Raw genomic sequence first — 12593 nt, forward strand, 5'->3', positions numbered from 1 at the left:
CAAAACTGTGGGACAGCAGTGCCCGCCAGCAGGATGTGGTTGAGGCCAACGTCGAGCTGATTCGCCTTGAAGATCGTCTTGCCGAACTCAGGCAAGCATTAGCGGTTACCCGTCAACAACTGGGCGAGTGGCTGAGTGAGTCCGGGGAGGTTTTTGAGTCAGGGCAATTTGTCGGGTTATCCAAAGGGCCGACACCAGATCAGCTCCCCACCGCAGAAACCGTCATCCAGCATCCACAGGTACTGGCATTTGAACGTCGTATCCAGTCGAGTGAAACTGGAGAGGCCCTCGCGCGTCAGTCTTATCGCCCAGCCTGGGGGCTGACAGCAAAATACGGGTACCGTGATGATGATCTGATGGGCAATAACCGTGCGGATCTGATGTCGGTCGGAGTGACTTTCGATCTGCCATTATTTACCGGTAACCGTCAGGACCGGGAAGTTAGTGCTGCAGTAGCTGATACGGAAGCGCTGCGCACGGAGAAGGTCTTGCTGTTACGCCGCATGCGAAGTGCACTGTCGGCGGCGATCACTGAATACGCTTATCTGTATGAACGCAAAACCTTTTATCAGCAGCAGTTATTGCCGCAGGTGCAGGAACAGGCATCTGCTGCGTTGTCTGCGTATCACTCTGATCGTGGTGATTTTCCCTCTGTAGTGAAAGCACGCACATCTGTACTTAATACACGCCTCGCCCGATTAAAAATAGAAACCAGCCTGCACCGCACACTGGCGAATATTCGTTATTTATCTGCGACGGCCCTGTCATCAACCGAATCGCCGACGTCAGGCTCTATATCAGCAAGGGAAATTAACAATGAAAAATAATTCAGTGATATTTGCTGCGGGGATTGCCTTCGGTCTTTTCGTTTTCTGGAGTGCTGGTCAGTTTTCAGGTGGTCACTCTGACGGCGGTGGCAATGCTCAAAAAAATAACGAGCCGCTGTACTGGGTTGCTCCGATGGACCCGGACTATCGCCGCGATGGGCCGGGCAAGTCGCCTATGGGAATGGATCTGGTACCTGTCTATGAGGAGGACGCTAAGGAAGACGCTGCCGGCACCGTTCGTGTTGCTCCTGCACTCGAGCACAGTTTTGGTGTGCGTACGGCCGGGGTCAGGACTGGAATGCTCAATCCGGTGATTCGTTCGGCAGGCTATGTCGAATATAACGATGACTTTGTCGTTCATATGCATCCACGCACCGAAGGCTGGATCGAAAAACTGCATGTGCGATCTGAAGGGGAGCCGGTAGAAAAAGGCGCGCCCCTTTACGACATTTATTCGCCCACGCTGGTTAATGCACAGGAAGAATATCTGCTTGCCCTGCGTCGCGGAAATCAACAACTCGCATCGGCATCTCGCTTACGACTGCAGGCGTTGCAGGTGCCTGATGACATTATCCGGCAGATCGAAAATACCCGTCGCGTCAGTCAGACATTAACTATGCGGGCACCGCAATCAGGTATCGTAGATCAGTTAAATGTCCGTCAGGGTATGTACGTCGTGCCGGGGACAGAAATCATGACATTGGCGCAGGCGTCGCAGGTCTGGATAACCACCGATGTCTTCAGTGACGATCTGAGTTTTATTAAAGGTGGCGAATCCGTTGAGGTAACCAGCCAGGCGTCTCCGGGGAATGTATGGACTGGCGTTGTCGATTATATCTATCCCGCTATGGATACAGCGACCCGCACAGCTCAGGTTCGTATTCGCCTGACCAGCCCTACAGATATGCTGAGGCCGGGAATGTACGCCAGCGTGGTGATAAAAGCTTCGGCAAGCGAAACCTTGCTCATCCCGCGTGATGCCGTTATCCGCGTCGCTGAGGGCACTCGTGTGGTGTTAAAAACAGGAGCCGGAAAATACCGCTCAGTCCCGGTAGAAACCGGTCGTTCAGATGCTGACTCTGTTGAAATACATCGTGGTCTGGAAGTGGGTGATGAAGTCGTTATTTCTGCACACTTTATGATCGATTCTGAATCAGCCAAAAAAGCTGATTTAAGTCGTTTCGAACATGAAATGGTGATGTCTGAGCACAAGGCTCCGTCAACTACAGAGGCATCCAGTGCCATGGCTGATGGTGTCATTAACCGTCTTGATAAGGAGGCGCGGGTTGCCAACATCAGTCGCGGGCCGATTAAAAAATGGAATCGGCCGGCCGCCACTATGGATTTCAGTTTGTCCGACCAGCTTGATCTTTCTGGTTTGAATGCTGGTGACAGTATCCATTTTGTATTTGAAGTCTCGAATGGTGAATTTGCCGTCACCGAGATTTACCCAGCCTCAAGCGACGACATGAGCAAAGAAACGGATAGGAGTCACGCTGCGGAAACTCACGAAGGAGCTGACCATGATTGAGGCTGTCATTCGTTGGTCTGTCCATAATCGCCTGATGGTGCTGTTGGTGACTGTGATACTGGCCGGAGCCGGGCTATGGTCAGTAAAAAATACGCCCGTTGATGCGATCCCTGATTTATCTGATGTTCAGGTCATTATTAAAACCAGTTATCCCGGCCAGTCTCCTGAGGTTGTTGAAAACCAGGTCACCTACCCATTGAGTACCGCCATGATGTCGGTGCCGGGCGCAACGACCGTCCGTGGTTTTTCATTCTTCGGTGACTCTTATGTTTATGTCATTTTTGATGATGACACTGATATGTACTGGGCGCGTTCCCGCGTGTTGGAATACTTGTCGCAAATAGCACCCGAACTGCCTGAGCAGGCAAAGCCACAGCTTGGCCCGGACGCCACCGGTGTTGGTTGGGTGTATATCTATGCTCTGACAGACCCGACGGGCAATCTCGACCTCAGCCAGCTACGCACACTTCAGGACTGGTTTCTGAAATACGAGTTGCAGTCGGTTGAAGGCGTCTCAGAAGTAGCCAGCCTTGGCGGCATGGTGCGCCAGTATCAGATCGTTATTGATCCAGAAGCCTTGCGTGCGTTTGACCTTCCTCTCGCGCATGTCCGTAATGCGGTAAAACGCGCAAATCAGGAAAGCGGTGCCTCGGTGATCGAAATGGCCGAGGCCGAATACATGATCCGTGTAACCGGTTATCTTGAGAGTCGTGAAGACATCGAGCAGATTCCGCTGGGTTTATCAGAGTCCGGTACACCGCTGCTTCTGAAAGACGTTGCTCGGGTTGAACTGGGCCCGCAGATGCGTCGTGGTATTGCTGAACTGAATGGCCAGGGTGAAGTGGTCGGTGGCATCGTGGTCATGCGCTACGGTGAAAATGCTGCAGATACCATTAATGCCGTGAAGGCACGGCTGAATGAATTAGCGCCCGGATTACCGGATGGTGTCGAGGTTATTCCTGTGTATGACCGCTCTGAGTTAATTAACCGCGCGGTGGATAATCTCTGGGAAAAACTCGCCGAAGAATTCATCGTTGTTATTCTGGTCTGCCTGTTATTCCTTTTCCACATCCGCTCGGGATTTGTAGCATTAATCAGTTTGCCGGTGGGCATTCTGGCTGCATTTCTGGTGATGAAATTACAGGGACTGAACGCGAATATTATGTCGCTAGGCGGTATCGCGATTGCCATTGGTGCCATGATAGATGGTGCTATCGTCATGATTGAAAACATGCATAAGCATATGGAGCGTACGAAAGTCACTGCGGCTAACCGCTGGGAGATTGTTATTCGCTCGGCTTCTGAAGTCGGCCCGGCATTATTTTTCAGCCTGTTAATTATTACTGTCAGTTTTATCCCCGTGTTTACCCTGGAGGCACAGGAAGGTCGGATGTTCTCGCCACTGGCATTCACTAAAACCTACGCCATGGCTGCCAGTGCCGCGCTTGCGATTACGCTGGTCCCGGTGCTGATGGGGTACTTCGTGCGCGGAAAAATCCGCAGTGAATCGAGCAATCCGGTGAACCGTTTTCTCGTGGGGATGTACCAACCCTTACTGAAAGGTGTGCTGCGTTATCCGCTAGCTGTCATTGTGTCGGCATTCATCATCGTACTGGCGACACTCTGGCCGGCGCATAAACTGGGCAGCGAGTTTATGCCGGAGCTGGATGAAGGCGATCTGATGTATATGCCGACGACCTATGCAGGAATCTCAGTGGGTAAAGCCCGGGAGCTGTTACAGCAAACGGACAAACTGATCGCTACCCTACCTGAGGTGAAAAGCGTATTCGGAAAAATCGGTCGCGCAGAGACGGCAACAGATCCGGCCCCGTTAACCATGATTGAAACCTTTATCCAGCTTCATCCCAAAAGTGAGTGGCGCGACGGCATGACTACCGACAAGCTCAAAGCGGAACTGGATGCGCTGGTGAAATTTCCCGGCCTGACCAATGCCTGGGTGATGCCCATTAAAACCCGGATCGATATGTTATCCACGGGGATTAAAACGCCTTTAGGCATTAAAGTATCTGGCCCGGATCTCAATCAGATTGAGTCGATCGGTAGGGCGCTTGAGGAAATACTGGGCGAGCTTGAAGGTACCCGCTCGGTGTACTCAGAGCGCGTGTCCGCCGGTCGGTATATTACGATTGAGCCGGATCGTTGGGCTGCAGCCCGTTACGGTCTGAATATGGCAGATGTGCATGACATTATTGCGTCGTCTGTGGGCGGCCAGACGCTGACGACGACCGTAGAAGGGCTGGAGCGTTATCCAGTGAATGTGCGTTATCCGCAATCCTACCGGGATTCACCCGAAGCATTGCAGAAGCTGCTGGTTGTGACCGAATCAGGTGCTCATATCCAGCTAGGGGATATTGCCGATATACGTGTGGAGAGCGGCCCTCCTGTCATCAAAAGCGAAAATGGTCGCCCCAGTGGCTGGACATACATTGACGTCGGCGACGTTGATTTTGCCACTTACATCGAACGAGCCAGAAACCGACTGAATTCAGAGCTTGATATGCCACCCGGGTATTCCCTGACGTGGGCCGGGCAATACGAATATATGCAGCGGGCGAAAGAAAAGCTGACTTATATTGTCCCTTTGACTCTGGCAATGATCGTTCTGTTACTGGCCATGAACTTCCGTCGTTTTTCAGACGTCGCGATTATTATTGCCAGCCTTCCATTAGCATTAGTCGGTTCCGTCTGGCTTATGTACTTGCTTGGATATCACATGTCGGTTGCTGCTGGTGTTGGGTTTATCGCACTGGCGGGTGTCGCGACAGAATTATCCGTGATCATGCTGGTATTTCTGAATCAGTGCTTAGAGCAACGTAGGGCGCTGGCAGATAAGGCAGGCAGAGAGCTGTCAGTTGAGGATCTTCGTCAGGCTGTTATGGAAGGGGGAGCCCTGCGGGTGCGGCCCAAAGCCATGACGGCCGCCGCTATCATCGTTGGTCTACTGCCTGTGTTGGTGGGAACTGGCACCGGCTCAGAGATTATGAGCCGTATCGCTGCACCTATGGTTGGCGGCATGGTCAGTGCCCTGGTGCTCACTTTGTTGGTCGTTCCTGCGGTGTACTATCTGGTTCATAAACGAAGCCTGCACTAAATAGCGTAGACGTGCGGATCACAACTGACGGCGTGCGTACAAATGTGGTCAGTTATGGATCTGTGCTGTTGCTCACATAACGACTAAAAGCACACACTTTTATATGCAATATCACCGGAAGTTAACAGAACTTCACAGGATGCTCAGGAAATTTTACATACACTGAGAGCTGTAAAATTGAGGAGCGGCCAATGCGGGGACTCATTGCGCTTTTGTTATCTAGTGTTTCATTTCAGGGTGCTGCTTTTATGTCGGCAGTGCTTCTGAGCGTCTCGGCGCTGGGCACAGAAGCAGGGCTGCACGAGCACAGGCTATCACCAGGTTTTGGCCGCATAGTACCTGAGGTCTCTTACTTTCTCGATGAACAGGGTAACTACGGTCTCGAGGATGTAGTGACTCAGTCGTTCGAGAAAGTGCGGGAGTACCCACCTCAGTTTGGCTATACCGATGCGGCCGTCTGGCTAACCTTTCGCTACAGCAACCCGGGCGATGCCGTCTGGTTGAGTGTTAATTATCCCATGCTCGACGATGTGCAGGTTTTTATTCTTGATGAACATCAGAACCTGCTCTCTGCTTATCCTTTGGGGGATCGACTCAGCTTTGTTGAGCGTGTTTTGTTGAGGCCGGAGTTTACCGTACCTCTGCCTTCATCAGTTTTATCTGGATCTGTGTATCTGAGAGTTCAGTCAGGATCATCTCTTGAAGTCCCGATGACCATTTCTGAAGACGCTGTACTCAGGCAAACAATGGAAAACAGTGCCTGGATTCAAGGGTTGTTTTTCGGTGCTGTGGTTATGCTAGGGCTTTATCACGCACTGATTTTTCTATCATCCGGGGATCGTAGTTATCTCTATTTCAGTGGCCTGTCATTGGCTATGGCGCTTATCCAGGCCACACTGTGGGGGCGAAGTTACCAGTTTCTGTGGCCTGAGTCGCCGGCCTGGAACAACATTGCGGTCAGCACTCTGATTAATACTTCGAACGTATTTGGTGCACTCTATATTTCTAAAGTTGTGAAGATCTGCGAGAGCCACCGCTGGATATACCTGGCGGCGACGGCTTTGGCGGCGACGTCGACGGTAATGGTTGTTCTGAGTCTCAACATGCCATATGCCGAGGTGATATACCCGACACTGCTCCTCTCCATGATGACGTTTCTTGTTTGCGCGACCATGGTCGTTGTGAGGATGCGTCGTGGATACCCGCCGGCGTTTGCAGTCTTCGTTGCCGGACTCATGTACACGCTGGGGAGTGCATCGTACATTCTCGGCAAGCTTGGGGTCTTTAATAATAGTCTGCTACTGGATAATGCTCTGGCCCTGGGACAGCTGTTGCAGGTATTGCTCTTCGCGTTTGCTCTATCCGTGCGAATGGCTATGGAGAAGGAGCTTCGAGAACGGGCACAGCGGGATACTGCTCATGCTCAGGCCTTGTTACTCGAAACTGAACGAGAACAGAATATGCGCCTGGACCAGGAGGTTAAAGCACGGACACAAGAGTTAAGGGAGGCAAATGCTCGCCTGGAGAAAATCAGTACAACCGACTCTCTGACGGGGTTGTACAACAGGCGTCACTTTGATGAAGTTCTGGAGCGAGAATATGATCGCGGCGCGAGAGAGGGTAAGTCCCTCTCCTTGATTATGCTGGACCTCGACTACTTTAAAAATCTTAATGACTCTCAGGGACACGCGTTCGGCGATGAGGCACTGCGTCAGACAGCGTTACGGATACAGGATGTGCTGAACCGTCCGGCGGATATGGCATTCCGGTATGGTGGCGAGGAGTTTGTTATTTTGCTGCCAGATACAGAAGCCTCAGCGGCTCATATACTGTCGCGTCAGATATGGACTGCCATGCGTTCAGAGCCTATTGTGATGAAAGACCAAACAGTGAGACTGACGATAAGCATCGGCATTGCCGTTACCATGCCGGATAAAGATAATTCGTATTACACACTACTGAAACGTGCTGACGAAAAACTGTATCAAGCCAAAAATGAGGGCCGTGACCGCATCTGTATCTGATACGGTACAGCCCAGCTGAAAGGTACGTTATTGTTTTTCTACCGCAGGCGCTTGCCATTCCGCATTCAGTATCTGCTCTCCCGGATCATAGAAACGTAGCGTTAACTGAAAATAATCAGTAGGCACCGGAAGCCAGTTACTCAATGGAACGCCTTGTGGTGGCTGAGATGAAATATAAAGAGTGGTATCACCATTTTCATCCAGCTCTAAAGGCGTATTACTACTCAGTGCATAACGCTCGATTCCTAGAGAAGATGCGTGCGTGTTGTCTTTCAGGAATCCATCATCACCGTACGCGGTAATCGACCAGAAGGCCCCGACATCTGGCATATCATCCGCCTTCAGGGTAAAGGTGTAATCATTATTGCCGTGCATTTTCTGCAACTGGCTATCTCTTTCAGCATTCTGGTAGACAGCGTATTTATTCTGATTGGCCCCAAACCCGACCTGGGCAACCACTGCTCTTATAAAATATCGCTTACCGTAATCTCCTAGCGGAATCAGTTTTGGGTTCGGCCCCCATCCACCAATACCGAGAAGCTTTTTCGCACCGTCGATGCTGCCTTGCCCAAGGCGGATACCTTCATCAAGCGCGCGTTTTTTATGTTGTGGTAAATCTTCGACGTCACCTTTTGCATAGCGCCCTGTGTTTATCTGCCCTAGTAACCATTCCATGCCTTTCTGGTCGGCGGGAGGTGGGTTTTCCAGCATCAGACTGGATAGCCGCGTGAAGAACTCTTCACCATTCATTTTGAGAACGACATCGATGGGGGGCTCTTTCTCGTCGTCTTTCAGGCAATCTACAGTCTGGTTGTGATCGCTGCCACGTCGGCTGCGGTAAGTCTTCAAACGATACTGTCGCTGAATTCGGTTGACCGCCTCGATATCGTTGTCTGCCAGTAGCTCGGTCCGGCCAATGATCCATACAAGATCGGTAGGTGCTGATATATGAGTCATATTATGCGGAATCTGGCCGCGCCACTGAGGGCCGGTAATCACGTACTGGCCAGCGAGTGTGTTATCGCCAGTTGTATCTATTCCGGCAAAGTTATTCGACCATGCATCCAGAAGGGCCATCAGTACGTATCTGTCTGTAACCTCTGGAAGAGTCAGAATAACCGGACTTTCTGAGAGGTCCAGCATGGCAGAAGAATAAAGAGTATCGACGTTGGGTCGGACGACGGCTTTGAAGTCGGGATCGGGCAGCTCGAAGACGTGCTTGAAGGTATTAATGTCTGCGCCGAAGGTGCAGGAACGCTCAGGACCTGTCATTCCTTTGCGGGTTTCGTCCATCAAAACGATAGGGAAACCGTATATATAGCCTTCCATTGCGATGGCAGTGGTCGTCGTTGCCTTTGCGTACTGGCTAGTAGCAATTAATACAAACAACAGAGCGGATTTAAGTGCGTTGGTCAGCTTAACGCGCCGTTTGTCGGAATATGATGTGTTCATCGGACACCTGTGATTATTGTTAGTTGGTGAATGAGTGGTGCTGTTCAGCCTAGCGCTCAAACACGGGCGATCCGTATAACGAATTGAGACAAACTGAATTCAGGTGCGGGATAGTCAGGCTAGTTTTGTAACGCTTTGTAGAGAACGTAGCGGATAAAGCCATCACAGCAGACGGTGGCTTTTTAAGAGACATAAGAGGATTTCAACATGGAAACAGAAGCGAGCTATCAATCAGTGCAGGACATGCCAATGGCCGCCCTCCGACCTGAAAAACCTGTCTTTGCTGTCGAACCGACCGTTGCTGCAGATACCGTTGTTTCCCATTTGCAAGCGCTTGAGGATTTTCTCGAGAGTGTAAACAGAGAGAGCGAGTATCTTGCCGTAAAACGTATGGTAGAAGGATTAATGGATTCCTTTGCCGGGCAGTGCAGAGTCTCGGCGGAGTCTGTCGGACGTAACCTGGATCTTATTTCGGACTGGTTAGGTGAGGATGCTCTTGGATTACGTCTTGGGCCATTCTCAAGCCGTAAACACCCTCGCCTGGAATTCTTTTTCAAACAGAATCATCTGACTCTGTTTGATTATTGCTGCATGTTAAAGCGCTACCTGACCATTACAACAGATGTTTTTAGCGTGGGGGTTGAGCGCGGCGCCGATGAGATAACACTTACTTTTCATCCTCACCCTGATATTTATGTCAGCCGTCATCAGATAGAAGGCGTTGTCTCATCCGCATGCGATGCCATCCTAGACTGCTATGGACTGACACCTTCAGCGGTACGTTTTACAAACTCAAATGCACTACCTGCTGAAGAGTATCAACGCATGCTTGGTTGTTGCCCAGAATTTGGAGAGCCGTTCACCCAGGTGACCTTTACCAGCACGAACGAAATTCGTGATTTTGATGCATCGCCATCGTTAAGTGAGCAGGCCTTTCGTGATATTCAGGCACTTGAAGTAATTCATCGTCAGCAGGTGAGCGAAGAGAGCTGGAGTCAGCGTTGCCGGTTATTACTTGAGCTTCTTCTGAGCTATGGCGAGCCAACAAAAATACTGTTAGCTGAGATTCTTGCAGTAACGCCCAGAACGCTGCAGCGTCGTCTGGCAGATGAAGGCACGAGCTGCCGGGAGTTGCTGGCCGATGTGAGATTAACCAAAGCAAAAGAATATCTACTGGCCGATGAGTTAACCCTCGACGATATTGCTTTTTTACTAGGATTTAAGGATACCGCCGTTTTCTATCGTGCCTTTAAACAGTGGACGCGTATGACACCGGGCGAATTCAGAGCCATGCGCTCAGAGCATTATCGCTGAGAGTATAAAAGGAGTGGATGAAATTCTTCAGCCACTCCTTTTCTATTACCTATTTATTCAGGCTTTATCGAGTGCCTGAAAGACGTCGGAAATAATGTCGTCGACGTGTTCTATACCCGCCGAAATGCGAGTAGGGTCATCACTCTCCCCCGTCAGTGGGAGTTATTCCTCATTTAACTGACGATGTGCCTTCGAAGCTCGCAGGTGCTGACAATACTGTCACCTGACTCGAATATAGACTGCAGGGCGGTACTTGCCTCAATTGAAGCCCCTGTAGTGGATCTCTTGATTAGTCTCATTGTTATGTTATAAGGTAACATTAGCTATCAAGACATATACTGGACGTCGTCCCTGACGTGACCGAGAGATGAGGCCTCCTATGCAAGTTTCCCCCGCAGAAAAACTTCCCGTCACCGTGCTTTCAGGTTTTCTGGGAGCAGGCAAAACAACGATTCTCAGTCATATCCTGAATAATCGTGAAGGGCGACGTGTTGCGGTTATCGTCAATGACATGAGTGAAATCAATATCGATTCCAACATCGTCCGTAACGAGGTGACGTTGAATCGCAGCGAAGAAAAGCTCGTGGAAATGAGCAATGGCTGTATCTGCTGTACATTACGTGAAGACCTGCTGGTCGAAGTTGGAAAGCTGGCTAAAGAAGGTCGGTTCGATTACCTGGTGATTGAATCCACTGGTATATCAGAGCCTTTGCCTGTCGCCGAAACCTTTACTTTCGCTGATGAAGACGGCACATCACTTTCTGATGTTGCGACTCTGGATACTATGGTGACTGTTGTGGATGCGGTTAACTTTATACGCGACTACGACGAGGCCAAAGCCCTGGCCGAAACGGGCGAGTCGCTGGGCGAAGAGGACGAACGTAGCGTCAGTGATTTGCTGGTCGATCAGGTGGAGTTTGCTGACGTTATCCTGATCAGTAAAACCGACCTTGCGCCTGCGGAAGACGTTGAGCGTTTGAAGGCGATCATCAGAACGCTTAACACAAGTGCGCGCATCGTACCCATCCAGCATGGCGATATTAATGTGGGGGAAGTACTCGGCACCGGTAGTTTTGACTTTGACCGGGCACAGCAGGCGCCGGGCTGGTTAAAGGAAATGCGCGGTGAGCACATCCCAGAAACGGAAGAGTATGGGATCTCAAGTTTTACTTATACTGCCCGACGCCCGTTTCACCCTGAGAAGTTTCACCATTTCCTGCACAACACCAAAGAGTACGGAAAACTGATCCGCTCGAAAGGGTATTTCTGGCTGGCGACGCGACCGGAGTTTGCAGGGCAATGGAGTCAGGCGGGGGGTATTGCCCGGTACGGCTTCGCCGGAATGTTCTGGAAAGCGGTACCTGAAGAGTACTGGCCAACCGACCCGGAATACCTTGAGTCGATTAAGGCGCAGTGGGTTGAGCCGTTTGGCGATATGCGTCAGGAACTGGTGTTTATTGGTCAGAATCTGGATCAGGAAAGCGTTACAGAGGCACTTGATCGCTGCCTGCTGACCGATGACGAGCTACTGGAAGGTAAGAGCTACTGGCAAACCTTACCTGATCCATTTCCATCGTGGGACCGAAGCGGTGATAATGAGCAGAACGCTGAGGCATCGCCGGAACCCGAAACGGAGAATGTATGACATTGAAACGACCTGTTAAACACGCGATTCATAATTATGCACTGTTTCCTGCGGTGCGTGTTTCTTCCTCCGTAGCATTGATGGTTGCATCAATGCTGACGGTCATGAGTGCAGGCGTCGCAGCCGCCGAATCGCATGATCACCATGAAGAGCATGAGCATCATGAAAGCCATGACCATGATGAACACCCTGACCATCAGGAGAGCGATCATCAGGGGCATGATCACCACGGTGGAGAGCACCATGGTGCCCATATTCATGGTGTAGGCCACCTGAATGTTGCCGTAGAAGGCAGTATGGTGACGGTTTATCTACAGACGCCAGCGGCGGATATTATTGGTTTTGAGCATGTCGCTGAAAACAAAGAAGAGCGTACTAAGGTTGCCGCAGCGCACAAGAAGTTGAATGATGCCAGTTCGCTGTTCCAGTTTACTGGTGCCGACTGTACGGTCGTTGCGGGCTCAGGAGTTGAAGTTCCGCAGTCTGATAGCGAAGCATCGGATGTTATTGCAGAGTATACCTTCGAGTGCGAAGACGGGCAGTTGCCTGAATCTATGGCAGTTGAACTATCGACCGAGTTTCCTGACCTGAAGGTCCTGAAAGCGGTCTGGTTGACCGAGGACAGCACCGGCACGAAAGAACTGACAGCAAAAGATCATACTATCCATTTCTGATTGTGCTCTGAGCC

At 50.8% G+C, this 12593-nt stretch carries 8 protein-coding genes; 7 read left to right on the top strand and 1 reads right to left on the bottom strand.

What is annotated here, in order from left to right; genetic code table 11:
• The 4 genes from B3007_RS14790 to B3007_RS14805 form a co-directional block, all read left to right on the top strand.
• Positions 1 to 827, top strand: an 827-nt coding sequence (locus B3007_RS14790) for a TolC family protein (RefSeq protein WP_301392234.1), incomplete at its 5' end; no start/stop codon positions are given.
• On the top strand, positions 817 to 2358 hold the full coding sequence (locus tag B3007_RS14795) for an efflux RND transporter periplasmic adaptor subunit (RefSeq protein ID WP_301378716.1): 1542 nt from the start codon (positions 817 to 819) through the stop codon (positions 2356 to 2358). The genes B3007_RS14790 and B3007_RS14795, both read left to right, overlap by 11 nt.
• On the top strand, positions 2351 to 5470 hold the full coding sequence (locus B3007_RS14800) for an efflux RND transporter permease subunit (protein WP_301378714.1): 3120 nt from the start codon (positions 2351 to 2353) through the stop codon (positions 5468 to 5470). Before B3007_RS14795 ends, B3007_RS14800 begins: the two co-directional genes overlap by 8 nt.
• A 191-nt stretch (positions 5471 to 5661) precedes the next feature.
• Positions 5662 to 7494, top strand: a complete 1833-nt coding sequence (locus B3007_RS14805) for a sensor domain-containing diguanylate cyclase (protein WP_301378712.1) — start codon at positions 5662 to 5664, stop codon at positions 7492 to 7494.
• Positions 7495 to 7521: 27 nt separating this feature from the next.
• On the opposite strand, the gene B3007_RS14810 is transcribed toward B3007_RS14805, so the two are convergent.
• Entirely contained in the window at positions 7522 to 8946 is a 1425-nt protein-coding gene (locus tag B3007_RS14810; protein ID WP_301378710.1) for a DUF1254 domain-containing protein, read from the bottom strand.
• Positions 8947 to 9153: 207 nt separating this feature from the next.
• Here B3007_RS14810 and B3007_RS14815 point away from each other — a divergent pair, with 207 nt between their 5' ends.
• The 3 genes from B3007_RS14815 to B3007_RS14825 all read left to right on the top strand — a co-directional run bounded on the left by B3007_RS14815 (position 9154) and on the right by B3007_RS14825 (position 12579).
• Positions 9154 to 10260: an AraC family transcriptional regulator gene (locus B3007_RS14815; protein ID WP_068434788.1), complete on the top strand. Its 1107-nt coding sequence runs from the start codon at positions 9154 to 9156 to the stop codon at positions 10258 to 10260.
• 379 nt (positions 10261 to 10639) lie between these two features.
• Positions 10640 to 11905: a zinc metallochaperone GTPase ZigA gene (gene zigA, locus B3007_RS14820; protein ID WP_301378707.1), complete on the top strand. Its 1266-nt coding sequence runs from the start codon at positions 10640 to 10642 to the stop codon at positions 11903 to 11905.
• A complete protein-coding gene (locus B3007_RS14825) occupies positions 11902 to 12579 on the top strand; it encodes a ZrgA family zinc uptake protein (RefSeq protein WP_301378706.1) in 678 nt (225 codons plus the stop codon). Before zigA ends, B3007_RS14825 begins: the two co-directional genes overlap by 4 nt.
• Positions 12580 to 12593: the final 14 nt, after the last annotated feature.

The sequence above is a fragment of the Thalassolituus sp. UBA675 genome (assembly GCF_002297765.1).
Classification (GTDB): domain Bacteria; phylum Pseudomonadota; class Gammaproteobacteria; order Pseudomonadales; family Oceanobacteraceae; genus Thalassolituus.

Bases quoted from the DNA above. Each gene is read 5' to 3' on its own strand.
- B3007_RS14815 (WP_068434788.1), top strand. From the start codon at position 9,154: ATGGAAACAGAAGCGAGCTATCAATCAGTGCAGGACATGCCAATGGCC.
- B3007_RS14805 (WP_301378712.1), top strand. From the start codon at position 5,662: ATGCGGGGACTCATTGCGCTTTTGTTATCTAGTGTTTCATTTCAGGGT.
- B3007_RS14795 (WP_301378716.1), top strand. From the start codon at position 817: ATGAAAAATAATTCAGTGATATTTGCTGCGGGGATTGCCTTCGGTCTT.
- zigA (WP_301378707.1), top strand. From the start codon at position 10,640: ATGCAAGTTTCCCCCGCAGAAAAACTTCCCGTCACCGTGCTTTCAGGT.
- B3007_RS14810 (WP_301378710.1), bottom strand. From the start codon at position 8,946: ATGAACACATCATATTCCGACAAACGGCGCGTTAAGCTGACCAACGCA.
- B3007_RS14800 (WP_301378714.1), top strand. From the start codon at position 2,351: ATGATTGAGGCTGTCATTCGTTGGTCTGTCCATAATCGCCTGATGGTG.
- B3007_RS14825 (WP_301378706.1), top strand. From the start codon at position 11,902: ATGACATTGAAACGACCTGTTAAACACGCGATTCATAATTATGCACTG.